Consider the following 25078-nt stretch of genomic DNA (forward strand, 5'->3'; position numbering starts at 1 on the left):
CGGGCGTGGCGGGGTTGCGACGCACAGTCGACGGGTCAGGCCCGCTGCGGGACCTCCGGCGGGATGGCCGCGAGGAGTGCGCGGGTGTAGTCGGTCGCGGGGTCGTGGAGGATGGTCGACGCCGGTCCGCTCTCGACGACCTTCCCGTCCTGCATCACCGCGACGGTGTCGCTGATCTGCTCGACGACGGCCAGGTCGTGCGCGATGAACAGGTACGTCAGACCCTTCTGACGCTGGAGTTCGGCGAGCAGGTCGAGGACGCTGGCCTGCACCGACACGTCGAGCGACGCCGTCGACTCGTCCAGGATCAGGACCTCCGGGTCGGACGCCAGCGCGCGGGCGATGCTCACCCGCTGCCGCTGGCCGCCGGACATCTCGTGCGGATAGCGGTCGAGGAAGGACGTGTCGAGGCTGACGTCGGCGAGCAACTCTTCGGCACGACTCCGCGTGCCGTCCCGGCCGTCGGTGAGGCCGTGCGTCCGCAGCGGTTCGGCGATCGACGCCGCTACCGTCATCCGCGGATCGAGCGAGGCGGCCGGGTCCTGGAACACCATGGCGACGCGGCGTCGGAGCAGGGCCTCGTCGGCACCGCGCGCCCCGATGGCCTCGACCCTCCGGCCGTCGAGGGTGACGGTCACGCTGCCCCGCACCGTCGTGCCCTGGGCGGACGTGATGAGGCCGGTGATCACGCCGGCCACGGTCGATTTCCCCGATCCCGATTCGCCGACGATCCCGAGCGTCCGGCCACGAGCGACCTGCAGGTCGACCCCGTCGGCGGCGTGCACCACCCGGCGCCCCGACGGGCCGCGGACCACATAGTCGACGCCCAGCCCCGTGACGCGGAGCAGTGGGTCGGCGTCGGTTCGCTTCTGAAGAGGCGACGCGCCATCACGTTCGGTGACCTTGCTCAACAGCGGACGTGAGTCCAGCAGTGTGCGGCTGTACTCGTCCTGCGGGTCGTCGAACAGCGTTGTGACGTCATTGTTCTCGACGATCCGGCCGGATCGCAGCACCATCACCCGGTCGGCGATCCGCCCGATGACGCCGAGGTCGTGGCTGATCCAGACCACCGCCATACCGCGCTCGCGCTGTAGTTTCGCGACGAGGTCGATGATCTGTGCCTGCGTGGTCACGTCGAGTGCGGTGGTGGCCTCGTCGGCGATGAGGAGTTCCGGATCGCAGGCCAACGCGATCGCGATCATGACGCGCTGCCGTTGGCCGCCGGACAACTGATGCGGGTATGCGCGCAAACGGCTTTCGGGGTCGGGCAGGTTCACGTCGCGCAGCAGGGTAAGGGCCCGTTCGCGCGCCTCGCCCCGCGAGAGGCCGAGATGCCGGCGCGGACCCTCGGTCAGTTGTTGTTCGACGGTGAGCAGGGGATTGAGGCTCGACGACGGGTCCTGGAAAACGAAGCCGACTCGCGAACCGTGGAGGGCCCGGAGTTTCGCCGGTGTGGCGCCGACGATTTCGGTGTCGCCGAGGCGGGCCGACCCGCGGACGTAGGCGCTGGGCGCGTCGAAGAGACCGGTGGCCGACAGCACACTGAGCGACTTGCCCGATCCGCTCTCCCCGACGATCCCGAGCGTCTCACCCGGCGCGACCGAGAAACTGATGCCGTGCACGATCTCTCGCGGACCGACACCGACGACGAGGTCCTCCACGCGCAGCACCGATCCGTCGGAGCTGACGTGTTTCGCGGTCGACGGTGTGGTCACCGTCGGCGACTTGCGTTCGTACCCGCGGTTGCGCAGCAGCGTGCGCTGGCGCGGGTCGAGCACATCGCGTACGCCGTCGCCGACGAGGTTGAACGCGAAGACCGTCACGAGGATCGCCAGACCGGGGAACACACCCATCCACCAGGCGGTGGTGATGAACCCCTGTGCGTCGAAGAGCATCCGGCCCCACGACGGGTCCGGCGGCTGGACGCCCAGACCGAGGAACGACAGCGCCGCCTCCGACAGGATCGCGAACGCGAGCGAGATGGAGGTCTGGACGATGACCGGACCCGAGATGTTGGGCAGCACATGCCGCATGAGGATGGCCGGTGTCCCCACCCCCATCGTGCGTGACGCCTGGACGTACCGGGTCTGTCGCACACGCAGGGTGTCGGCGCGCGCCACCCGGGCGAAGATCGGTATGTAGACGACGCCGATCGCGATCATCGCCGAGGTGACTCCCGGTCCCAGGATGGCGACGATGGCCAGCGCGAGCAGCAGTACCGGGAAAGAGAAGACCACATCGACGATCCGCATGAGCGCGGTGTCGAGGACGCCACCGGCGAAACCGGCGACCATACCGAGGATCACGCCGACGGTGAGGGAGATCGCCACTGCGATGACCGCCACGCGCATGCTCACCGACGCGGCGAGCACCACCCGGGAGAAGACGTCGCGACCCAGGTCGTCGGTCCCGAAGAGATGGGACCAACTGGGTGCCTGCAGCGCATTCGGGACGTCGATCTCGTTGGCGCCGTATGGAGCGATGAGCGGACCGAACACCGCGCACACGAGGACGACTGCGATGATGATCAGCCCGATCACCGAGGTGCGGTTGCGTAGCAGCAATCGCCAGGCCGAATCGGTCGACGTTCCGCTGTTGAGCTCGGTGCCGGCCGGTTCGTCGTCGACTCCGGTACCGGGCTCCGGCGGGTCGGGTGAGGTGAGGGTCATGACAGTCGAATCCTGGGATCGATGACGGCGTAGAGGATGTCGACGACGAGGTTGACGACCAGGAAGATCACCGCGATGAGCAGGATCGCACCCTGTAGAACCGGGTAGTCGCGCGCGGCGACCGAGTCGTAGACCAGCAGACCCAGTCCGGGCCAGGCGAACACGACCTCCACGACGATGACACCACCGAGCAGACCTGCGAACTGGATACCGGAGATGGTCAGCACGGGTACGAGCGCGTTGCGTCCGACGTGATCGAGGAGAACACGCTTGGTGCTCAGCCCTTTTGATTCGGCCGTCGTCACGAACGGTGCGTTCACCACGTCGAGCACCGACGAGCGCACGTAGCGCGTCATGATCGCCCCGGTCACCACCCCGACCGTGATCGCCGGCAGCACGAGGTGTTCGAGCCAACCGAGTGGGTCGTCGGCGAAGGGTTGGTACCCGGCCGATGGTAACCAGCCGAGCGCGGTGGAGAAGAGACCGATCAGCAGGATGCCCATCCAGAAGTCGGGCACGGAGATCCCGAACTGGCTCACCACGCGAATGACGTTGTCGGCCAACCGACCTTCCCGCAGTGCCGCCCAGAAACCGAGAGGGACGGCGATGAGCAATGCGACGACGATCGCCGCGGTCGCGAGTGTGATGGTGGCGGGAAGCCGATCGAAGAGCATCGTCGTGACCGGTTCGCTGTTGCGGAAGCTGACGCCCAGGTCGCCGGTGAAGGCACTGCCGACATAGTTCACCAGCTGTGATGCGAGCGGCTGGTCGAGTCCGGAGGCGCTGCGCAGGGCCTCATACGATTCCGGGGTGTAGCGGGTGCCGAGTGCGATGCGGACGGGATCACCGGGCACGACCTGCATCAGGAAGAACACCGCGACGATCACGCCGAGCAACACCGCGACCGTGTAGAGCAGCCGCACGATGATGAAGCGCGCCAGCGGCGAGTGCAATGCGGTCATCTCAGCTCCTCTCCAGCCGGGCATCGCGGAACCGGATGGCCTTGTCGGGTCGGACGACATATCCCCGGAGCTGCGTCACAAAAGCCTGGGTCGACGACGGGTTGTAGAGGTAGAGGTAGCTCACGTCGTCGGCGATGATGCTCGCGGCCTCGGCGTAGATCCGCTTGCGGGCCTCGACGTCGAGTTCGGTTCGGCCCCGGTCCAACAGCGCGTCGACCTCGGGGTTCGAGTACTTCTGCGAGTTCGACGTGCCCTCGGAATGGTGTTGGGCGTAGTAGAAGTCGTCCGGGTCGATGTTGCCCAGCCAGCCCAGTAGCAGGGCGTCGAAGTCGCCGGCGGCCTGGCGATCGAGCCATGCGCCGAAGTCGAGTTGTTCGATCCGCACGTCGATCCCGACGTCGGCGAGGTTCGACGCGATCACCTGCGCCGCCGTCACCGTCTCGGGATACTCGGTGGTCACCATCAGGCGCATGTCGAGTCCGCGGATGCCGGCCTGCCGGAGCAGGTCTCTGGCGTTCGCGACGGCGGCGTCGCGGTCGAGTCCGGCGGTATAGCGGTCGTAGGGTGCGAACCAGGGACTGGTCGAGGGGATCGCGAGCTCGTTGGGCGTCGCGGTCCCGTATCCGACGACCTGCGCGATCGAGTCCCGGTCGATCGCATACGCGACCGCCTGGCGGACCCGGGTGTCGTCGAACGGTGGGGCGTCGAAGTTCATCGTGACGTACCAGTAGTCGTTGGCGACCACGGTCCCGACATCGAGTGTGTCGTCGCGGCGCAGGATGCTGAGCTGCTGGGCGGGAATGGCGTCGGTCCAATCGATCTCACCCGACCGTAGTGCGGACACCGCGGTGGTGCCCTGTGAGATGAAGCTGTAGCGGACCCCGTCGACGGCGGGTGCGCCACCCCAGTAGTCGGGGTTGGCCGCGAGGACGATCGAGGCGCCGGGGGAGCGGGAGACGAAGCGGAACGGGCCTGTTCCCACGGGTGTGGTGGCGATCTCGCCGGATTCGACGTTGCGGCGGTTCACGATGGCCAGGCCCTTGAACCCGCCGATGCTGGTGAGGAGATTGGGCGTGGGAGCGGTGACGGTGAACCTGACCCGGCGTTCGTCGAGCGCGGTGATCGAGGCGATGGCATCGAGTTTGTATGCGTTGGAGAGCTCTTCGTCGATGATCCGACGGAAGGAGTATTCGACGTCGGCCGCGGTGAGTGGGTCGCCGTTGTGGAACGTGACCCCGTCGCGCAGGGTGAAGTCCCAGTTCAACCCGTCGGCGTCGACCACCCAGCTCTCGGCCAGGGCAGGCCGCATCTGCAGCTTCTCGTCGGGCTCGACGAGGGTGTCGAAGACGTTCTCGAGAACCTCGAACGTGAAGTAGGAACTCGATTTCTGCGGATCGAGCTGATCGGGCTCACCCGCGATGGCTGCCTTGATCGTGCTGGCGGTGTCCGATGATCCACCACCGCATGCGGCCAGCACGGACGTGCCCAGCAAGGCGGTTCCGGCGACACCGGCGACGCGAAGGAACCCGCGGCGATCGAGAACGTCGGGTCTGCGCGGCGGAAGCTGCTCGCGCACAGATGAATACACCGACCCGCTCGGCGAATCGGTCATCACTGTCCTCCCGCCCGGCGAGTGTTCGCCTCGGAGTCTCACCGCACGTCGGCCGCGCCACGGCATGCGTGAGGCGCCCTGCTGTGCAGTGTGCCCCAGCGGTACAGGTGGTGCAACCGTGCCATACCCCAGGGCAGGGCGGAGAATACCGGGAGAGGCAGGACGATCAGCCGTTGACCTTGGCGATCACGTTGTCGGCGTACCAGTTCAGATGGTCGATCTTGGTCTGCAGCGGCTCGGTGTCGTCGCCCATGACATACGGCAACCGGAAACCGACGATCACGTCGGTGATCCCCTTGTCTTCCAGCCGCTTACATCCGTCGACGGTGTAGGCGTCCATGGAGATCACGTGGATCTCGAACGGATCGTTGGTCTTTCCCTCGGCCATGCGGATCTCGTTGATCCGGTCCAGCAGCGTCTCGAGCTCCTCGGGCGGACCGCCACCGTGCATCCAACCGTCGCCGCGGATGACCGCGCGACGCAGCGCGGCGTCGGCGTGACCGCCCACGAGTAGCGGGATCGGTTCGGTGGGCGCGGGGGTCATCTTGATCTTGGGGATGTCGTAGAACTCGCCGTGGAACTCGAAGTACTCGCCGGTGGTCAGGCCGCGGATGATGTCCATGCACTCGTCCATCCGCTTGCCGCGGCGCTTGAAGTCCACGCCCATGAAGTCGTAGTCCTCGGGCCACGGACTCGTGCCGACGCCCATCGCGAAGCGGTTGTTCGTCAGGTACGCCACCGAGCTGGCCTGCTTGGCGACCAGCGCGGGCGGGCGGACCGGCAGCTTCACCACGAAGGGTGTGAAACGGATGGTCGAGGTGACCGCGCCGAGCGCCGCGGCCTGGATGAACGTCTCGATGAACGCCTTGCCGTCGAGGAACTCGCGATTGCCGTCGGGGGTGTACGGATACTTCGCGTCCGATTCCTCCGGATAGGCCAGCGAGTCGGGAATGGTGAAGCCGGCGTACCCCGCGGCTTCGGCGGCCTGCGCGAGCGGCGCGTAGTACGACGGATCGGTCATGGCCTCGGCATACGTGAACCGCATCATGCTCCTCGGGACGGCGGTGAAACTCCGTCCACAGTAGAACACGTTCTAGTTATTCGACATGGACTTCGTCATCGTCGCAGGTCTCCAGCGCGCAGGGGGATGGCAATTGTTGGCTGTGTCGGCCCAGGGTCAGCGAAGCCCCGCGAGGGGATTGTCCGTAGTCGCGCCGGGGCCCGGGTGTACCCGTAGTTCGCCGGTGCCGATTCGCTCGCCGCATGCCGAGCATGTCGGCTCGACCGTCATCGTCTGACCGCAGGAGTGTGTCGACACCACTGGTGCGCCGTCCTCGGCGGTCCACCGGTCACCCCACTGACGTAACGCGGCCAGAACCGTCCAGAGGTCCCGGCCCTTCTCGGTGAGGCGGTAGTCGTAGCGCACCGGGTTGTCCTGGTACGGCTCCTTCGCCAGGATCTCGTGTTCGACGAGGGTGTCCAGTCGCTGGGTCAACACGTTGCGCGCGATGCCGAGCCGCGACGAGAACTCGTCGAATCGCGTTACGCCGAACATCGCGTCCCGGACGATCAGCAGCGTCCACCATTCGCCGACGATCTCCAACGTTTGGGCGATCGAGCAGTTCATCTCGGCGAATGAGGCGCGGCGCATAGGATCGAGAGTAGTGGGTTGCGTGACGCAACTCAACCTGCTTGCATGAGTTGCGTGAAGCAACTCACCAGGCAAGAAGCCATTGACGGATTGTTGGACAGTTTCGGAGCGACCCCGACCGGAGACGGTCGATGGTCGGCGACCATCGACCGTTCCTGGTGGGGATGGTCGGGCCCGCACGGTGGTGCCATCGCGGCGCTGGCCGTCCGGGTCGGCGCCGATGCAGCGCCGGGTACGACGGTGCGCGCTCTCGATCTGCGATTCGTCGGCAAGCCCGACGGCGGGGAGTTGCTCCTGACGCCGACGGTCCGGGAGGTCGGTCGGCACACGAGGGTCGTCGACGTCACGGTCACCCAGGCGGGTGTCGACATCGCGTCGGCATCAGTCACGACCGGGCGGGTCGGGGAATCGGCACCCACCGATGTCATCGACCGGGTCGCGGGCGTTCCCGGCCCGGAAGGGCTCGACCCCTTCATGGTTCCGCCGGAGATCGTGCCGATGGGCGCGCAGCTCGATGTGCGACCGGTGGACGGTCCGCTCGCGCTCACCGGAGCCGACGAGGCCTGGATGCGGGCGTGGATCACCACCCGAACCCCGATGGCCGTCGACGCCGGTTACCTGGCCCTGCTGGCGGATTGCCTACCGCCCGCCGTCTTCCCGATTCTGACTGCGCCGCTTGCACTTCCGACGGTGGCATTCTCCATGCATGTGACGGCGCCGCTGGACGACGCCACTCCGGCGCCGATTCTCGTCCATACGCGTAACACCTCGACGTCCGGCGGCTGGTCGGTCGACGACACCACGCTGCGCGACCGCGGCGGCCGGCTCCTCGCCTCCGCGCGCCAGAGTCGCCGGGTTCTCGGATGGCCGGTCCGATGACGGTCACTCGAAGCGGCCCGGCGACGCCGGCGCCGACTGTCGCGCGGCCCAACCTCGTCCTGCTCATCCTGTCTGGGGCGGCGTTCATGGCCAGCCTCGACGTGTTCATCGTCAACGTCGCCTTCGACGACATCGGTGCCGACTTCACCGGTGCGACCCTGTCCCAGATGTCCTGGATCCTCAACGCATACGCCATCCTGTATGCGGCGCTCCTTGTTCCGGCGGGCCGGATCGTCGATCGGTACGGCCGCAAGGGCGGCTTCCTGCTCGGTCTCGCGATCTTCACCGCGGCGAGTGCCGCATGTGCCGCGGCGCAGGGCGTCTGGTGGCTGGTGGCATTCCGTGCACTGCAGGCGCTGGGTGCAGCGATTCTGACGCCGGCGAGTCTGGGTCTGGTCGTGGCGACGTTGCCGCCGGAACGTCGGGCCCGGTCGGTGCGCATCTGGGCGGCCACCGGCGCCTTGGCCGCGGCCTTCGGGCCGGCGGTCGGCGGTCTTCTCGTCGAGGCGTCGTGGCGCTGGGTGTTCCTGGTCAACGTGCCCGTCGGCGTGGCGGCGATCCTCGCCGGGGCGATCGTACTGTCACGTCCTGAAAACATCTCGGCGAGTGGCTTTCCCGACGCGTTGGGCGCGCTTCTCCTGGTTGTCTCGGTGGGGGCCTTGACACTCGGTCTGGTCCAGGGAAGTGAGTGGGGTTGGACGGACGCGCGGATCACAGGTGCGTGGATCGTCGCCGGGGTCGCCCTCGTCGGCTTCGTGCTCAGTTCGGCGCGTCATCCCGAACCGGTGATCTCGCCTGCACTGCTGCGGATCCGGGCCTTCTCGGTCGCGAACGTGACGATGCTGCTGTTCTCCATCCCTTTCGCCGGCGCACTTCTCGCGAACATCCTGTGGTTGCAGCGGGTCTGGGGCTTCTCGCCGATCGTGACGGGTCTCGCGGTGTCAACCGGACCGCTGATGGTCCCGATCTTCGCGGCCGTGTCCCATCGCCTCAGTGCGCGGGTCCCGGTGGGGCGACTCGTTGCGTTCGGTTGTGTGCTCTTCGGTCTCGGGTCCGTCCTCATCGCGCTGTCGGTCGACGCCACACCGGATTTCGCCACCGAGTTCCTGCCTGGCTGGCTGATCGGCGGTGTCGGAGTGGGTTTCGCGTTGCCGTCGATCCTGTCCTCGGCGACCGCCGACCTCCCCGCAGATCAGGCCGCGACCGGGAGCGCGGTGGTCAACATGAGTCGTCAGATCGGCATGTCGCTGGGTGTCAGCTTGCTGGTCGCGATCATCGGCACCTCGGCGGTGTACGCCGATGTGCACAACTCGTTCCTGACCGCCTGGTGGGTACTCGCGGGAATCGCTGCGCTGGGCGCGATCTCGGCGTTGGGGATGACCCCGCGAGCGGTGCTGAAGTCCGCTGCCTGAGGTGTGAGGACCCATTGCTCCCTGAGGTGTGAGGAGCGCAAGCCGCCGGGCCGAGCAAGCGACGAAGGAGCGCGTCGAGGTCGACGAGCCTCGAAGGGCATGGTGACGTGCCTTGTGAAACCCTTCGTGGCTCGCTTCGCTCGCAGCTCAGGGAGCAGAAGGGGGGGTGCGCTCGTCACGCACCTCAGGGAGCAGAAGGGGGGTGCGCTCGTCACGCACCTCAGGGAGCAGAAGGGGGGTGCGCTCGTCACGCACCTCATAGAGCAGTGAGAGAGCAAACGTTCAGGGACGCGTGAACCGCTCTCGGCGACCGAGGTCGCGAAGACGCACCCACTCGGCGAAGCCCTTCGGATCACGTTGCTGCACAAGGAAGAACCAGCCGAACCGGGCGTACTCCTGGGGCAGCAGCCTGCGGAGTCCCGGCTGGCTCATCAGGTAACCGCGGTTGCGGTAGGTGAAGAACCGCTTGGTGTCGTTGTCGGGGTACTGGGTGTGCATGCGACCGCCCAGGATCGGTCGGAATTCCGCCGAGCCGTCGGGGTGGAGGTATCCCGCGCGCAGGCAGGTGCCGAACCGCACGCCCGAGCGGACCAGCCGACGGTGCACCTCCACCTCGTCGCCGCGGAAGAACAGCCGCAGGTCCGGCACGCCCACCTGTTCGAGGCACCGTGCGGAGAACAACGCACCGTTGAACAGCGACGCGATGCCGGGCAGCAGATCGTCGTCCTGGGTTTCACCGGTGACATCTGACCCGCTCGCTTCGCTCCCGGCGTCGGCAAAGAGTTCCGACCGTTTACGGCGCCACACGAGTCCGCGTCGCAGCGGGAAGGCGAGGGTGTCCGGGTCGTCGAGGTTGGCGACCACCGGTGACACCTCGTCGAGGTCATGCCGTGCGGCGCAGTCGAGCAGCGTCGAGAGGACCGTCGGACCGTCGGGTCGGCCGTCGTCATCCGCGCACCAGACCCAGTCGGCGCCGAGGGCGAGCGCATGCAGCATGCCTAGCGCGAATCCGCCGGCACCGCCGAGATTGCGCTCCGATCCCAGATACGTCGTCGGAACCGGCTGCGCCGCTACGAGTTCGGCGACTTCAAGTTCGTCCGCGTTGTCGACGACGATCAGATGGTCGACGGGCCGGTCCTGGCCAGAGACCACGGCCAGCGACTCGGCGAGCAACTCCGCGCGACGGTGCGTGACCACGACCGCGATGACCTTCGGAGCGACGGCGCCGTCGGTCACTCCGGGGTCCCTTTCTTGTCCGCCTTCTCCAGGTCGGCGATCACCCTGCGGACGTGTGCCGCGGCGTCGGGGCCCTCGTACGCCTCGACGACCTCTTCGATGCCGCCTTCCATGCGGACCTGTCCGTGGTCGATCCACAGGGCGCGGTCGCACAGCTGGGCCAGGAACTCGTTGGAATGGCTGGCGAACACCAGGATTCCCGACCGCTCGACGAGCGCCTGGAGCCGACCCCGGGCCTTGCGCATGAAGTCGGCGTCGACGGCGCCGATGCCCTCGTCGAGGATGAGGATCTCCGGGTCGATGGAGGTCACCACGCCGAGTGCGATGCGCACCCGCATACCGGTGGAGTAGGTGCGCAGCGGCATCTGCAGGTAGTCGCCGAGCTCGGTGAACTCCGCGATGTCGTCGATCTTCTTGAGCATCTCCTTGCGCGTCATGCCCAGGAACATGCCGCGGATGATGATGTTCTCGTAGCCGGAGATCTCGGGGTCCATGCCGACGCCGAGGTCGAAGACGGGGGCGACCCGGCCGTGCACCCGGCAGGCGCCGCGCGTGGGTTCGTAGATGCCCGACAGCAGACGCAGCAGCGTCGACTTGCCGGCGCCGTTGTGCCCGACCAGCCCGATCCGGTCGCCGTGCTTGAGGTGCAGGTTGATGTCCTTGAGTGCCTCGACGACCACCACGTTCGACTCGGTGGAGCCGATGACGCCGCCAGCCGCGCCGATCACCGACTTCTTGAGCGACCGGGTCTTGGCGTCGAAGATCGGGAAGTCCACACACGCGTCCCACGTGTCCACGCGGACGCGGGTGTCTCCGAGATCGTTGTTCCTGGCCATCGAATCCGTCCCTACACCCAGTACGCCACGCGGGCCCGGTAGTTGCGCAACACCAGCATGGCCAGCACCCAGCCCACGGCGGTGCAGCCCAGGACGACGGCCCAGTGGTAGAACTCGACGGGCTCGCCCAGCAGCGGTCCGCGTGCGATCTCCAGATAGTGGAACATCGGGTTCAGCTCGACGAGCTTCAACCTCGACGACGCCTCGCCGGTCGCGTTCCCGAGGCTCTGCGTCGTCCAGATGATCGGCGTCATGAAGAAGACCAGCTGCACCGCGGTGGTGAGGAGCTGGCCGATGTCGCGGAATCGGGTCGACAGGATGCCGAACACGATCGTCACCCAGATCGAATTGACCACATACAGCGCGAGGGCCGGGACGATCAGCGTGACGGTCCAGTTGAGCGGAGGCGGGAAGATCAGGAACAGGATGACGATGATGACGACGTTGTGCGCGAAGATGATCAGCGCTCGCCACACGACGCGGTAGACGTGCACGCTCACGGGGGCCGGAAGCTGTTTGATCAGGCCCTCGTTCTTCGAGAAGACCTCGGAGCCCTCGAGGATCGAGCTCGAGATGAAGTTCCAGAAGATGAAGCCGAGCGCGACGTACGGCAGGAACACCCTGATGTCCATGCCGAAGAGCTCGCCGTAGAGCAGACCCATCGCGATCGCGGTCACACCGGTCGCGATCACGATCCACAGCGGCCCCAGGACCGAACGTCGGTAGCGCTGCTTGATGTCCTGCCAGCCGAGGTGGAACCACAGTTCGCGGCTCGCGAAACCGTCGCGGAGGTCCTTGACCGCGCGCGCGAAGCTGCGCGAATCAGAGCCCTGGGGACGCGCGGGGATCGCGTCGTCGTCTACTACCGCTGACACGAGGAGTCAGCGTACCCCTCGGCCCATCCGCTGCCCGCTGCCGGTTGAGCGGGTGACCCTCCGCCGGTTGAGCCGGTGTGGCGACCTAGAGGTACTGCCCCGTGCTGTGGCCGGGGCCGCCGGCACCACCGGGGGTGGGCATGCCGGGCGGCAGAGCACCCTGACGCATCTGCTCGAGCTGGGCGCGAGCGGCCATCTGCTGGGCGAACAGTGCGGTCTGGATGCCGTGGAAGAGTCCCTCGAGCCAGCCCACGAGCTGGGCCTGGGCGATGCGGAGCTCGGCATCCGACGGGGTGCCCTCGTCGGAGAAGGGGAGTGCGAGACGTTCGAGTTCTTCGCGCAGCTCGGGCGCGAGGCCTTCTTCGAGTTCACGCACCGACGACTGGTGGATCTCACGCAGGCGGTTCCGCGACGCGTCGTCGAGAGGAGCCGCACGGACCTCTTCGAGCAGCTGCTTGATCATCGTGCCGATGCGCATGACCTTGGCGGGTTGCTCGACCATGTCGGCGACGCTGGTCGATTCCGACGACTCGCCGTCCGTCTGCCCATCCGTGCCCGCGCCCACGACGATCACGTTGTCGGAGTCGCCGGCCGAGCCGAACGGTCCTGAGGTGGGGCCGGGTCCTGGAGTACCTTCGATAGCCATGCGTCCCATTGTGCCCGGACACCGCGAAACGGCAGATGGCCGACGTCTATCCTCGTGCCCATGGCTTTCGACGTCGCCTATGTGCGTGGATTGATTCCATCGCTCGGCGACGGCTGGATCCATCTCGACCCGCAGGCGGGGATGCAGATCCCCGATTCGGTCGCGACCGCTGTGACCACCAGTTTCCGCTCTCTGTCCGCCGCCCCGAGCGGGGTCTACCCGTCGGCTCGCGCGAGCGCGGAGGTGGTCGACGGTGCCCGGCGCGCGATCGCCGATCTCGTCGGCGGAGACGCCGCGGGTGTGGTGCTCGGACCGTCGCGGTACGTGCTGCTGGCCGGTCTGGCGGAGGCGCTCGCGCCGCATGCGTGGCTGCGGGGTGACGTCGTCGTCACGCGTCAGGACGACGAGCCGAACATCGTGCCGTGGCTCCGCGCGGCTGATCGTTACGGCGGCCGGGTGCGCTGGGCCGAGGTCGACGTCGAGACCGGCGGACTACCGGCCTGGCAGTTCGGCGATCTCGTCACGCCCGATACGGAGGTCGTCGCGGTGACCCTGGCGTCGTCCACGACGGGAGCCGTCACCGACATCAGCGAGATCGCGCCGCTGGTCCGCGAAGCCGGCGCGCTGCTGGTCGTCGACGCCACCAACGCGGCGCCGTACATCAGCCTGGACATCCACGACCTGGGTGCCGACGTCCTCGTCGTCTCGGCCGAGCGGTGGGGTGGTCCGCGCATGGCGGCCATGGCCTTCCGCGAACCCCACCTGATCGACCGGCTGAAGCTGATGTCGATGGACCCGTCCGCGCGCGGGCCCGCCCGGCTCGAACCCGAACCGCATCAGGGCGCGATGCTCGCCGGATTGGTCGCTTCGGTGGAACACCTCGCCGGACTCGACGAGGCCGGGATCGGCAAGCGTCGGCGGCGTCTCGTCACGTCGATGGACGGTGTCTACGAGTATCTGCAGCGCCTCAACTATTACCTGGTCACGACGCTGTCCCAGCTCAACCATGTGAACCTCGTGGGGACCGAGGAGAACCGGATACCGCTGGCGAGCTTCACCGTGGAGTCGGTGGGTGCCGACAAGGTCGTCCGGCGCCTGGCCGACAACGGTGTCTGCGCACTCGCCGACCTTCCCAACCGTGCCCTGGCTCGGATGGGCGCACCCGACTTCGGCGGTGCTGTCACGGTCGGGTTGGCCCCGTACTCGACCCCGTACGAGGTCGATCACCTGGTGCGAACGCTGGGTTCATTGGCCTGAAGTGCCCGGCAACCCTTCCGAAATTCACTATGGTGTTGTTTGGGTTAACGACAATGTATGTTGTCATGCTGTGTCGGCAAAAACGATTGATGGTCCAGAAAAGGGCCCGCCCCGGTCGCTCACCGCTGCGGAGGCCGAGAGCTGGATGAACCTCGTCGACGGCGGCTGGGCGCTCTTCGCCCGCGTCAACGACGAGTTCGCGAAACGCGGTCTATCCGTATCCGATCTGCGCATTCTCGAAGCGGTCTGTACCAACCGGCAGTTGAGCGTCAGCGAGGTCGCCGACGCCGTGCACATGCGGGTCAGCACGGTGTCGCGCATGATCGGCCGACTCAGTGACGACGGCAACATCCACCGGTTCGAGTCGAAGGCCGACGGCAGACACCGACTCGTGCGTCTGACCGATCACGGTCGGCGCACCCTCGCCCTCCATGTGAACGCCCGAGATCAGGTGATCCGGCAGTTCGTCGTCGACGCGATGACCCCGGAGGAGTTCACCGCCCTGGGCGTCGCGTTCCGCAAGATCCGCGAGGCCGTCGACGCCGCGGAGCCCGCGGCCTCCGACTGAGCCACTCTCAGCCCGCGACGCTCAGCAGTACCTTCCCGACCACGTCACCGCTGTTGAGATGGTCGTGCGCGGCGCCGGCGTCGGCGAGCGGGAACACGCGATCGACGACGGGTACGACCGTCCCGGCTTCGATCAGCGGCCAGGTCCGGGTCAGGGTCGACGCCACGACCTCGGCCTTGCCGCCGGGACCGTGCACGGGCCGGGCGCGCAGCGTCGTACCCATCACCGACAACCGCTTGGCCAGTAGATGTCCGAGGTTGATCTCGGTCGTGGTGCCGCCCTGCATGCCGATGATCACGAGGCGTCCATCAGTGCGCAGTGCTTTCAGGTTCGACTTCAGATACTTCGCGCCGATGATGTCGAGGATGACGTCGGCGCCGCCGGCGTCCTGGAGGATCTCGGCGAAGTCCTGGCTCGAGTAGTCGATGAGGATGTCGGCGCCGAACTCGCGGCAGCGCTCGAGCTTGTCCTGCGTGCGGGCGGTCACCGCGACGCGAGCGCCCATCGCGTGGGCGATCTGGGTGGCGTGGGTGCCGATGCCGCTGGACCCGCCGTGGATCAGCAGGAGCTCGCCGGTGGTCAGATGCGCGGTGTCGAAGATGTTCGACGACACGGTGCACGCCACCTCGGGCAGCGCCGCCGCGGACACCAGGTCGACGCCCTTGGGAACCGCCAGGAGCTGCTCGGCCGGGACCGCCACCTTCTCGGCGTAACCGCCGCCGGCGAGCAGCGCGCACACCTCGTCGCCCTCCGACCAGCCGCTGACCCCGTCGCCGAGGGCCGAGATCCGCCCTGAGACCTCGAGTCCGAGGGTGTCCGACGCACCGGGTGGCGGGGGATAGTTGCCCGCACGCTGCAGGATGTCGGCGCGGTTGACGCCGGCCGCGACCACATCGATCACGACTTCGCCGGACGCGGGAGTGGGGTCGGGCACATCGGACAGGGACAGGTTCTCTGATTCGACGACGATGGCTTTCACCTCTTCGATGGTGTCACAGCGCACCGCGGTGCCGGGCGGGGTCCGGTCCGGCGTTCGTGTGTAACCTTGCTCGTCAGGGAAGCGTGGCAGAGCGGCCGAATGCACTCGCCTTGAAAGCGAGCGTGGGTAAAACCACCGGGGGTTCAAATCCCTCCGCTTCCGCCAGAGGTGTTACTTGTTTGCGCAGGCAAGCCAGCCGCCTGAGTCCGCGCCACCCGTGTCCTGACTGCTCGACGCCGGCAGATGCCTGACGGTCTGCGGCGTTGACGACGGCCTTCAGATCGTCGTCTAGCGGATGACCTGCATCAGAGGGTGTTTGAGCAACAGTCTCTGTGGCGACCGTCGATGCGGCCCGCGAGTTGGCCTCACCTCACTGCATCGGTGCTCGACGGACCCGCTTTCCAGGGCTGCGGTGAACCTTGAAATTGACGGGGCCAATTTCAAGGTTAGTGCGTTAACCTTGAAATCACATCGTTGGTTTTCAAGGTTGGATCACCCAGTGGATCTCGAGAGATTGAGAAACAGCCCGGTCGGGGAGCTAGTGCCCATCAGGGGTTACGACCCTCGGTTCAACGAGGAGTACGAGTACTTCGGCTACGTCCCCAACAGACTGCCTGCGGGTTTCGAGTTGCAGGCGTCGACGTACTCGGTCGTTGTCGAAGCGACCGCAGCGCTCGCCCGAGCAGATCAGGCTTCTTCGCTGCTCCCCAATCCCACACTGCTGGCGCGGCCGGCGACGCGCCGCGAGGCAGTCAGCACGTCGGCCCTAGAAGGGACTTACGCGGCTCTGTCGGACGTGTTCGAGGCGGACTTCCTTGACAACGACGAGATGACCAGCTCAGTCAGTGAAGTTCGAAACTACGTAACCGCAGCGGAGCGCGCTTACGAGATGATCGGTCAAGGCCGATCGATCTCCATCCGAATGCTCGAAGACCTGCAAGCTGAACTACTCCGAGGCACACCCAGTGACGGTGCACACGCCGGTAGCGTGCGCACCTCTCAGGTCTTCATAGGTGTCGGCAACCGGCGTGTGGATTCGGCCCGCTTCGTTCCGCCTCCAGCGGACCATCGTTTGACCGATGGCTTGGAAGCGTGGCAAGCGTGGATACGCGAGGTCAACGACGTGCCCACGATCATCCGTGTTGCTGTGTCTCACTACCAGTTTGAGACGCTCCACCCGTTTCACGACGGAAACGGTCGCTTGGGTCGGCTCGTCGCGACTTTGCAGCTCATGTGCGCGGGCGAGTTGCGGTACCCCATCCTGAACTTGTCTCCATGGCTTGTGCAGAGGCGCTCTGAGTATCAAGAAGGATTGCTTCGCGTGTCACAGACGGGGGACTGGGACACGTGGATTTGCTTTATGTCTGCAGCAATTCACGCCGAGGCTCTCGAGGTTGTGGCCCGAGTCGATCGGCTACTCGCCCTGCGCGAGAGCTTCCAGCTGACACTGCGCGGGTCGAAGGGCGTCGCACTGCGTATCGCTGACGACTTGGTGGGGTACCCAATGATCACGGCCACCCTCGCTTCGAAGTTGTACGGCGTTTCGTACCAAGCAGCGAACTCTGCGATAGCGAAGTTAGTGGACCTGAAAATTCTTCGACAGCGTACCGCTGGTCGGTACGACCGGATCTTTCAGTGCGATTCCGTCCTGACTGCCCTGGAGTACTGAGCGACACCGAGGCCAGAGGAGAAAGATGATGAGCACCGGTGGATTCACCGTTGCGTCGTTCAACGTCAACGGGATCCGGGCGGCGCGTCGTCGCGGCTTCGACGCCTGGCTCGACGGACGGCAGCCCGACGTGGTCGGACTGCAGGAGTTGCGGTGTGGCATCGACGACGTCGGAGAGTTCGACTGTTACCACGCCGCCGTCGACGTCGGCTCCGTCGCCGGACGGAACGGTGTCGCGGTGCTCGCCCGGAACGAACCCGCCGCGGTGCGGACGTGGGTGACCCATCCGCCCAAGGCTCGCGGACTGTCCGCCTTCGCCCACGAGGGCCGCTACATCGAGGTCGATCTCGCCGATCGGCCGCTGACCGTCGCCAACCTCTACCTGCCCAAAGGTGGGCTTCCGGCCGAGTCGCAGCGCCCCGGCTCGATGCGTGAAGTACCGGACGGCGGCGCCAAATACGCACGCAAGCAACGCTTTCTGGCCGGGTTCACCCGTGAACTCGAGCGCAACCGGCTCGCCGCTCGCCGTGCCGGCCGGGAGTTCCTGCTCCTCGGCGACCTCAACGTGGCACACCTCGAACACGACGTCACCAACTGGCGCGCGGCCCGCAAGATGGAGGGCTTCCTGCCCGAGGAACGCGCCTGGTTCGGCGAGATCACCGGTCCGCGCCGGCTCGTCGACGTGGTACGCGCCCTGCACGGCGACCGTCCCGGACCGCTCACCTGGTGGAGCTGGGCGGGAGAGTCGTTCGTCAAGGACGTCGGATGGCGCATCGACCACCAGCTCGCCTCGCCCGCGCTTGCCCGGCGGGCACGCGCGGTGATGGTCGACAAGGAGGCGTCGCCGGACCTTCGGCTGTCCGATCACGCCCCGCTGGTTGTCGAGTACGCCGAGCCGTGATCCGGGGCTCCCGCGTCCCTGATCGATGGTGGTCGCCGAGTGGCTTCGACTCGGCGCCTCGCTGGCGCTCGGTGCCGGCTCAACCAGCGGTGGTTGCGGCTCGGGCAGTTGTGGTTGTCGGGTGGCTTCGACTCGGCGCCTCGCTGGCGCTCGGTGCCGGCTCAACCAGCGGTGGTTGCGGCTCGGGCAGTTGTGGTTGTCGGGTGGCTTCGACTCGGCGCCTCGCTGGCGCTCGGTGCCGGCTCAACCATCGGGAGGGTGGCTTCAGCCGGCGGATATATCGGCTTCACCAGCGGTGGGTGCGGTTGCGGCTGCGGCTCAACCAGCGGTGGTTGCGGCTCACCCGACCGTCAGCACCGCGCGGAGGTACTCCCACTCCATCCGTCCGTCGGTGAGATAGCGGTCGGCGTGGACGGCGATGGCGGCGTCGAGTTCGTCGACGCGCGCGGGGTCGTCACCGACGTTGCGGTACGCCATGATGGTCGGGCCGTAGTGGGCCTTGAAGAAATCGCGGAACGCCGCGCCGTCGTCGAACTCGCTGATCGCCACGGTCTCGGTGACGAATTCGTGGTCGGTCACACCGGTACCGAACAACGACCGCACGTGGTCGGCGTCGCCCCAGAGCGGCCCCGGCTGCGCACCGGGCGGCGGTGGCGGGGCGTACGGCTTCATGACCGCGAACAACTCACCGATGAATCCCGTTGGAGTCCAGTTGATCAGGCCGATCCGTCCGCCGGGACGCACGACTCGTAGGAGTTCGTCGGCACACCTCTGGTGACTCGGCGCGAACATGACGCCTACACACGACGTCGCGATGTCGAAGTCGTTGTCGTCGAACGGGAGATCTTCGGCGTCGGCGGTGCGCCAGGTGATCGGCAGGTCGCGGTGCCGGGCTTCGCCCACGGACAGGAGCTCGGGCGTGAGGTCGCTGGCGACGACGTGCCCGCCGGCTTCGGCCGCGGGCACGGCCACATTCCCCGCTCCGGCGGCGACGTCGAGGAGTTTGTCCCCGGCGGTGATGTGCAATGCGTCGACGAGGCGGCGGCCCAGCGGCGCGATGAGGTCGGCGACGGCTGGATAGTCGCCCGACGCCCACAGCTTGCGGTGGCGGGCCTTGATCTCGGCGTCGAACGGGGTGGGATGGGTCGTGGTCATGATGGCGGTCCCTCGAAGTCGTCGAATGGTGGTCGTCCGTGACCGGACACAACGAGCATCCGACGAAGTCCGACCCGTCCTCTAGACCAACATCTGTACTGGCGGCAGTTCAGTTTCCGTACTGGTTATCAGCCGGCGACGGGTGTGTACTGGGTGAAGACGTTTTGACACGGGGCCGGCTCGACCAGCAGTGGGGAGGCTGCGATGACATCGTATGGACAGTTCTGTCCGGTGGCCAAGGCGATGGAGTTGCTCGACGAGCGCTGGACGATTCTCATCGTCCGCGAACTGCTTTTGGGCAGTCGGCATTTCAACGAGTTGCGACGCGGGGTGCCGAAGATGTCGCCGGCTCTGCTCACCAAGCGCCTACGCAGTCTGGAACGTGCCGGGGTGATCAACCGCAGCGTTGTCGGCGGTCGTTCGGTGTACACGTTGACGACGATGGGTGAGGAGCTCACCACGGTCGTAGAGGCGTTGAGCGCGTGGGGTATCCGCTGGATCGGTGAGCTGGGCGACGCCGACCTCGACCCGCATCTGCTCCTGTGGGACATGCACCGCACCGTCCCGGTCGACCGGTGGCCGCGACGACGCACCATGGTGCAGTTCGTCTTTCACGATGTCATCGGCAAGGCGAGCACATGGTGGCTGGTCGTCGCGGGTGGTGAGGCGCAGGTGTGCGACTTCGACCCCGGTTACGAACTCGACGCCACCGTGATGACCGATCTGCGTACTCTCACCGAGATCTGGCGGGGCGACATCGACTGGCGTCTGGCGCTTGCCGCCGACCGCGTCGAGATCCACGGTGCCGCGGAGGTGGCACGAGACGTGCCGTCGTGGATCGGGCAGAGCATCTCCTCGGCGGTTCCGCGACCGGCGTGAGCGCCGCGGGCACCGTCAGGCGATGTCCCGGCGGAACGTTGTGTACCGGCCGATGACCGCGAACGCGGCGATGTAGGCGAGCATGACGAGGGCGCCGGCCCATTGCGGGAGCAGGTCGTCACTGCCACCGCCCATCGTGGCGAAGAAGCTGGAGCCGACAAGGGCGTCGGCGGCCGACCCGGGCAGGAACTTCGACACCGAGGACGTGACGTCGAAGGTCGCCAGCGCGATGCGTGCGATCGGTTCCACGAGCTGGGTGAAGGCCAGCAGGATCACGATCGCGGCGACCTGGTTGGACACCACCGCGCCGAACGCCACCCCCATCGCGGTCCACAGCACCATCACCAGCATCGACAGGGCGATCACCTCGAGGGTGGAGGTGTCGCCGAGGAATGCGCCGTCCCCGACCGTCGCGAGGATCGGTGCCGCCGTCGCGACGACCGCCAGAGTGCCGAGGACGCCGTAGAGGAGCCCCATCGGGATGCCGGCGATCAGCTTGGCCACCAACAGGATTCCGCGTCGCGGCTCGACGAGCAGACTCGCGGTGATCGTTTTGTGCCGGAACTCCCCGGTCACCGCGAGGCTGCCGATCACCAGGGCGAACACGTAACCGATCGGGCTGGTGAGGGCGTAGATCGAGCGGGCCAGATCGGCGCCGACGAGGGTCGTGGGTTGTTGCATGGCATTCTCGGTCGTCATCGAGAACGCCAGTGCCGCACCGATGAACCCGAGGTAGGCGACCATGGCGATGAGCAGGACCCACCACATCCGCGTGGAGGTGAACTTGCGGTACTCGGCGATCAGGGCGGCCCTCATCGGACTGCCCCCGGCGACGTCGGTGCCGAGTTCGGACCGGGATCGGCTGACCCGCCGGCGAAATGACTGGTCGGTGCGTCCGAAGACTTCGTGAGATGCAGGAAGACCGCCTCGAGGTCGGCGCCGACGTCGGCGAGCTGGTGCAGTTCGATGCCCGCGGTGAAGGCGGCCGTCCCGACCGTGGCCGCACTCACGCCGGGCACCCGGAAACCGTCGTGCGTGTCCTCGAGGTGCCACCCGCGTTCGCCGGCGAGTGCGACGAACGACGCGCGCGACGGAGTTCGGACGACGACCGCGTGCTCGGCCAGCGCCTCGAAGTCGGCGAGCGTGGAGGCCCGGACCAGTTTGCCGTTGCCGATCACCACCACGTCGTCGACGGTGCTCCGCACCTCGGCGAGCACGTGGCTGGAGACCAGGACCGTTCGACCCTCGTGGGCCAGTGACCGCAGCAGCCCGCGCAGCCACACGATGCCCTGGGGGTCGAGACCGTTGGCCGGCTCGTCGAGCAGGATGATCTGCGGATCGCCGAGCAGCGCGGTGGCCAGGCCGAGGCGCTGCCGCATGCCCATCGAGTAACCACCGACGCGGCGGTCCGCGGCCTGAGCGAGTCCGACGAAGTCGAGCACTTCCCGGCACCGCGACGTCGGGACCCCGACCTGCGGGGCGAGTGCCTTCAGGTGCCCGAGTCCGGTGCGCCCGGGGTGAAAGCTCGACGCCTCGAGCGCCGCGCCGACGTGCTGGGCGGGTCGCGGGATCTCCCGGAACGGGCGGTCGCCGATGAGTGCCCGGCCGGCGGTCGGTTCGACCAGGCCCAGGAGCATCCGCAGGGTCGTGGTCTTGCCCGAACCGTTCGGTCCGAGAAACCCGGTGACGCGACCGGGGGCAACGGTGAACGACAGGTCGTCGACCGCGGTAAGGCTGCCGAATCGCTTGGTGAGACCGTCGATCGTGATCGCGGGTGACTCCATCGGTGCCTTCCGTCGGTGGGCTGGCCCATACGCTATCAAACGCGCACGTGGTCAACCGCTTTCATGTCGAAACCCGCCGTGTACGAGTCACACCCGTTGCAGGACAACACATCCGACGACGCGGTCACAACCAGTCGCGTTTCCGGAACGACAGATAGAGTCCGACGACCACGACGAGGATCAGCGTCGTGCTGGTGATGAAGCCGAGTAGTCGCTCGAAACCGGGAAACGGCACGTTCTGTCCGTAAAAACCGGTGATGGCCGTCGGCACGGCGATGATCGCGGCCCACGCGGTCAGCTTCTTCATGACGGTGTTGAGTCGCGCGTCGGCGAGGGTCAGGTTGGTCTCGAAGACGGTGGTGATCATGTCGCGCAACGATTCCGTCCACTCCGACGCCCGGAGCGCGTGGTCGTAGAGGTCGGAGAAATGCGGGTCGAGTTCCGGCGGCGCGTGGTTGTCGAACCGCCGTCGTTGGATGCCGGCGATCACCTCGCGCATCGGCAGGACCACCCGTCGCAGGACGACGAGGTCCTTGCGCAGGTCGTAGGTTCGGCGCTGCAGTTCGCGGCCGGGGATGCGCTCGTCGAACAGCAGTGCCTCGAGGTCTTCGATCTCGTCGTCGAGACGTTGCACGGCGTCGAAGTGTCCGTCCACGACGACATCGAGCAATCCGTGCACGAGCGCGCCGATCCCGTATTGCGTGGCCCCGCTGTCCGACCAACGCCGCATGACCTCGTCGATGTCGAGCGCCGGGGTCGGTCGCACGGTGATGAGTGCGTTCCGTTTGACGAAGATCGAGATGCGGTGCAGGTCGAACATCCGCGCCCGACCGTTCGCGGAGGCACGGAAGTCGGTGGCCGCGGCGCCGTCGTCATCGTCCCGGTCGTCGGCCGGCGAGTCGCCGTCGTGTAGCGACACCGCGTAGACCATCACGAAGGTGTGCCCGGTGTAGGTGACTGTCTTGACCCGTTCGGCCGCCGCGACCGTGTCCTCGATCGCGAACGGGTCGAGGTCGAGTTCGGTCGCCAACCGGGACAGGGTCTCGTGGGTGGGGCTTTCCAGATCCGCCCAGATCAACTTCTCCGGATTGTCGAGACAGGTGGAGATCTCCTCGAGGTCGAAGCCATCCACCGGGTCGCCGTTCCGCCAGATCTGACCACGGATGCGTTCGACGCCGCGAGGTCCCGACACATCCGAGGGAACTGTCATGTGGCCATCGTGACACCCGTGGGGGTGTTCCGTCGGTGCGACAGGCAGGCGAGACGTCGACCACACCGGGTGGTCGTCGCCCGCGGGTAGCATCGAAATCGGTGTCTGTGGACGGGTGCGGACACCGATTCTCCAGGTAAGGCGGCGGCATGGTCGACAGCAGTTCCCGCGGACATCGCTTGATGCCCGCGCGCACGAGCGAACAGATCCGCGAGTGGTGCGATCGTTCGGCGGTACCGGGCGAGCGGCGCGAACTGTCGGACACCGCGGCGCTTCTCATCGCCTCCGGATACCTCACCCCGGGTGGTCGTGCCATCGTGGTGCGCCGGATCTCCACCGGTCGGCCGATGCCGTCCATGTCCGCGGGTTTCGGCGATCTGCGCCGCTTGCAGCGCGCGATCGTCCAGATCGAACACCAGTTGTCGAGCCCGGTGGTGCCCGGTGTGGTCGCGGCCGTGATGCGCAACCGGCTCAACGGCCTGCAACGACGCCGCGAGGACGCACGCAAGCAGATCGTCGCCGGTAAGGGTGTGTTCGCGTCGGGGACCCGGGCGATCCGACGCGAGCGACGGGAGAACGTCTATCTCGAGATCGAGGAACGAGACCGGTTGTTCGCCGGGCTGCTGTGCACTCCGACCCCCAACGTCAACGCGTCGAGCTATGTTCGTCGCGCCGGCACCGCCGCGTTCGACCGGATCGCCGGCGTGGTGGGGCAGGTCGCCGCGAAGTCGGGCAACTCGCAGGCGGGGCAGTGGGCGGACCAGTTCCTGTCGGGCGTGCGCGAGGCACCGGGTGGTGCCTCCCAGGCCGGTGCGCCGCGTGCCGCGGCCTTCGTCGACGGCTACGAGACGCTGCTGTTCATCACCGGTCACTACTACGACCGCATCCTCGGCAACCCCGCCTGGCGCTCCGACCATTTCGAGGTCCAGCGCACCCAGGTGAACCTGCACGCCGAAGTCGCCGAGATCGCCGCCGACGTCATCGCGTTGCGGGCGGTACGCATCGACCTCGACCGGGCCAAGCGCAATGGCGGCTTCGACCGCACCTTCGCCGCGCAGATCGATCAGCGTGAGACGACACTGCGACCGGTGTGGACCGAACTCATCGACCGTGTCCAGGCGCTCGGCGAGGTCGCGCATGTCGTCGAATCCGCGGCCGTCGAGCTGCAGGTCCTCGCCGAGTACAACAAAGCGGCGACCCTGGACGACCGCATCGACGCGTTGATCGCGCGGTCGGGCGACCGCGAGATCTCCGTCGACAACGCGAAACGGCTCACCGAACAGGTCCGCAGCGGCGAAGAGCAGTTGCGCATCTATCGGGATGTGTTGCAGGGCAACATCGCGCGGATCTCGCCGGCGGTGCCGCGCGAATTACCCGCTCGCTACGAGCCGTCGTGACCACGTGCTGAGGTAGTCCTTCTCGGTGGGGGACAGCCGCCGCAGGGTGTGCTTCTCGATGTCGACGACGGCCATCTGCGTGCTCGCCACGCACGCCGGACGACTGGTGGGTTCGGCGCCGGCGCTTCGAATCTCGTAACCGATGGTGAAGTCCACCGAACGGAAACCCTTGATACACATCCCGATTCGCAGCGGCGAGTCGTCGTGACGCAGCTGGGCCTGATATCGGATGTCGACGTGCACGATCATCGCGCTGGTGATAAGCGGGGCGTAGTCCTCGCCGGCGCTCAACAGCCACGCGATGCGCGCCTCCTCCATCAGCGTCACCATCCGCGCGTGGTTGATGTGTCCGAACGCGTCCATGTCCGACCAGCGCACCCCGACCTCGGCGACGAAGGCGAAGTCGCTCGGACCGAGTCCCGTGGTCGACGGTGGTTCGTGCCGCTCGGAACGCGCGTGGTGAACAGAAGGTGAAGCGGGCATCGTCGACTTTCCTCGGAG

Annotated in this window: 23 protein-coding genes and 1 tRNA gene; 9 read left to right on the forward strand and 15 right to left on the reverse strand. The window is 66.9% G+C overall.

The annotated features are described in order from the left end of the window. Positions 1–35: 35 nt before the first annotated feature. The 5 genes from GR168_RS01655 to GR168_RS01675 all read right to left on the reverse strand — a co-directional run bounded on the left by GR168_RS01655 (position 36) and on the right by GR168_RS01675 (position 6894). Entirely contained in the window at positions 36–2669 is a 2634-nt protein-coding gene (locus GR168_RS01655; RefSeq protein WP_159369844.1) for a dipeptide ABC transporter ATP-binding protein, read from the reverse strand. Continuing rightward, positions 2666–3631, reverse strand: coding sequence for an ABC transporter permease (locus tag GR168_RS01660; protein WP_159369845.1), 966 nt, complete (start codon positions 3629–3631; stop codon positions 2666–2668). Before GR168_RS01660 ends, GR168_RS01655 begins: the two co-directional genes overlap by 4 nt. A gap of 1 nt (position 3632) precedes the next feature. Next, the gene (locus tag GR168_RS01665; protein ID WP_159369846.1) at positions 3633–5243 is read right to left on the reverse strand and encodes an ABC transporter substrate-binding protein; all 1611 of its coding nucleotides are present in this window, start codon (positions 5241–5243) and stop codon (positions 3633–3635) included. A 166-nt stretch (positions 5244–5409) separates the two neighbouring features. Next, positions 5410–6288 carry a TIGR03619 family F420-dependent LLM class oxidoreductase gene (locus GR168_RS01670; RefSeq protein WP_065631365.1) on the reverse strand — a complete coding sequence of 293 codons (879 nt, stop codon included), beginning with the start codon at positions 6286–6288 and terminating at the stop codon, positions 5410–5412. A gap of 132 nt (positions 6289–6420) precedes the next feature. Next, complete coding sequence (locus GR168_RS01675) at positions 6421–6894, reverse strand: helix-turn-helix domain-containing protein (RefSeq protein WP_065631230.1); 474 nt, start codon at positions 6892–6894, stop codon at positions 6421–6423. Positions 6895–6948: 54 nt separating this feature from the next. Between GR168_RS01675 and GR168_RS01680 the strand changes: the two genes are divergently transcribed. Then, entirely contained in the window at positions 6949–7773 is an 825-nt protein-coding gene (locus GR168_RS01680; RefSeq protein WP_159371784.1) for a thioesterase family protein, read from the forward strand. Further along, a complete protein-coding gene (locus GR168_RS01685; protein WP_159369847.1) occupies positions 7758–9185 on the forward strand; it encodes a DHA2 family efflux MFS transporter permease subunit in 1428 nt (475 codons plus the stop codon). The genes GR168_RS01680 and GR168_RS01685 overlap by 16 nt, the downstream gene beginning before the upstream one ends. 282 nt (positions 9186–9467) lie before the next feature. Here the strand turns inward: GR168_RS01685 and GR168_RS01690 are convergent, their stop codons facing one another. From GR168_RS01690 to GR168_RS01705, 4 genes are all read right to left on the reverse strand, one after another. Continuing rightward, positions 9468–10421, reverse strand: coding sequence for a glycosyltransferase family 2 protein (locus GR168_RS01690; RefSeq protein WP_159369848.1), 954 nt, complete (start codon positions 10419–10421; stop codon positions 9468–9470). Continuing rightward, the gene (locus GR168_RS01695) at positions 10418–11257 is read right to left on the reverse strand and encodes an ABC transporter ATP-binding protein (protein ID WP_137810774.1); all 840 of its coding nucleotides are present in this window, start codon (positions 11255–11257) and stop codon (positions 10418–10420) included. Before GR168_RS01695 ends, GR168_RS01690 begins: the two co-directional genes overlap by 4 nt. Before the next feature lie 11 nt (positions 11258–11268). Beyond that, positions 11269–12132, reverse strand: coding sequence for an ABC transporter permease (locus tag GR168_RS01700; protein ID WP_065631226.1), 864 nt, complete (start codon positions 12130–12132; stop codon positions 11269–11271). 85 nt (positions 12133–12217) lie between these two features. Beyond that, entirely contained in the window at positions 12218–12778 is a 561-nt protein-coding gene (locus GR168_RS01705; protein WP_068971149.1) for a bacterial proteasome activator family protein, read from the reverse strand. Positions 12779–12838: 60 nt separating this feature from the next. Here GR168_RS01705 and GR168_RS01710 point away from each other — a divergent pair, with 60 nt between their 5' ends. Both GR168_RS01710 and GR168_RS01715 read left to right on the forward strand, forming a co-directional pair. Next, entirely contained in the window at positions 12839–14035 is a 1197-nt protein-coding gene (locus GR168_RS01710) for a cysteine desulfurase-like protein (RefSeq protein WP_159369849.1), read from the forward strand. A 145-nt stretch (positions 14036–14180) separates the two neighbouring features. Next, a complete protein-coding gene (locus tag GR168_RS01715; protein WP_159369850.1) occupies positions 14181–14603 on the forward strand; it encodes a MarR family transcriptional regulator in 423 nt (140 codons plus the stop codon). Between the two features lie 7 nt (positions 14604–14610). On the opposite strand, the gene GR168_RS01720 is transcribed toward GR168_RS01715, so the two are convergent. After that, on the reverse strand, positions 14611–15582 hold the full coding sequence (locus GR168_RS01720) for an NAD(P)H-quinone oxidoreductase (RefSeq protein WP_159369851.1): 972 nt from the start codon (positions 15580–15582) through the stop codon (positions 14611–14613). A gap of 77 nt (positions 15583–15659) precedes the next feature. On the opposite strand from GR168_RS01720, the gene GR168_RS01725 reads away from it, so the two are divergent. The 3 genes from GR168_RS01725 (at position 15660) to GR168_RS01735 (ending at position 18152) form a co-directional block, all read left to right on the forward strand. Then, positions 15660–15747 (forward strand) — tRNA-Ser (locus GR168_RS01725). Between the two features lie 334 nt (positions 15748–16081). Beyond that, the gene (locus GR168_RS01730) at positions 16082–17251 is read left to right on the forward strand and encodes a Fic/DOC family N-terminal domain-containing protein (protein WP_159369852.1); all 1170 of its coding nucleotides are present in this window, start codon (positions 16082–16084) and stop codon (positions 17249–17251) included. 28 nt (positions 17252–17279) lie between these two features. After that, a complete protein-coding gene (locus GR168_RS01735) occupies positions 17280–18152 on the forward strand; it encodes an exodeoxyribonuclease III (protein WP_159371785.1) in 873 nt (290 codons plus the stop codon). A 339-nt stretch (positions 18153–18491) separates the two neighbouring features. Here GR168_RS01735 and GR168_RS01740 read toward each other — a convergent pair whose 3' ends face one another. Next, on the reverse strand, positions 18492–19307 hold the full coding sequence (locus tag GR168_RS01740; RefSeq protein ID WP_159369853.1) for a methyltransferase domain-containing protein: 816 nt from the start codon (positions 19305–19307) through the stop codon (positions 18492–18494). A 204-nt stretch (positions 19308–19511) separates the two neighbouring features. Here GR168_RS01740 and GR168_RS01745 point away from each other — a divergent pair, with 204 nt between their 5' ends. Beyond that, complete coding sequence (locus GR168_RS01745) at positions 19512–20186, forward strand: helix-turn-helix domain-containing protein (protein ID WP_159369854.1); 675 nt, start codon at positions 19512–19514, stop codon at positions 20184–20186. 15 nt (positions 20187–20201) lie between these two features. On the opposite strand, the gene GR168_RS01750 is transcribed toward GR168_RS01745, so the two are convergent. From GR168_RS01750 to GR168_RS01760, 3 genes are all read right to left on the reverse strand, one after another. Beyond that, positions 20202–21002, reverse strand: a complete 801-nt coding sequence (locus GR168_RS01750; protein WP_159369855.1) for an ABC transporter permease subunit — start codon at positions 21000–21002, stop codon at positions 20202–20204. Continuing rightward, positions 20999–21970: an ATP-binding cassette domain-containing protein gene (locus GR168_RS01755; protein ID WP_159369856.1), complete on the reverse strand. Its 972-nt coding sequence runs from the start codon at positions 21968–21970 to the stop codon at positions 20999–21001. The genes GR168_RS01750 and GR168_RS01755 overlap by 4 nt, the downstream gene beginning before the upstream one ends. A 124-nt stretch (positions 21971–22094) precedes the next feature. Then, complete coding sequence (locus GR168_RS01760) at positions 22095–23180, reverse strand: magnesium transporter CorA family protein (protein ID WP_159369857.1); 1086 nt, start codon at positions 23178–23180, stop codon at positions 22095–22097. 149 nt (positions 23181–23329) lie between these two features. On the opposite strand from GR168_RS01760, the gene GR168_RS01765 reads away from it, so the two are divergent. After that, a complete protein-coding gene (locus GR168_RS01765; protein ID WP_159369858.1) occupies positions 23330–24577 on the forward strand; it encodes a hypothetical protein in 1248 nt (415 codons plus the stop codon). Here the strand turns inward: GR168_RS01765 and GR168_RS01770 are convergent. Continuing rightward, on the reverse strand, positions 24551–25060 hold the full coding sequence (locus GR168_RS01770) for a thioesterase family protein (RefSeq protein WP_159369859.1): 510 nt from the start codon (positions 25058–25060) through the stop codon (positions 24551–24553). The two genes, GR168_RS01765 and GR168_RS01770, sit on opposite strands and share 27 nt — an antisense overlap. Positions 25061–25078 lie beyond the last annotated feature (18 nt).

It is taken from the genome of Gordonia sp. JH63, assembly GCF_009856645.1.
Classification (GTDB): domain Bacteria; phylum Actinomycetota; class Actinomycetes; order Mycobacteriales; family Mycobacteriaceae; genus Gordonia; species Gordonia hongkongensis.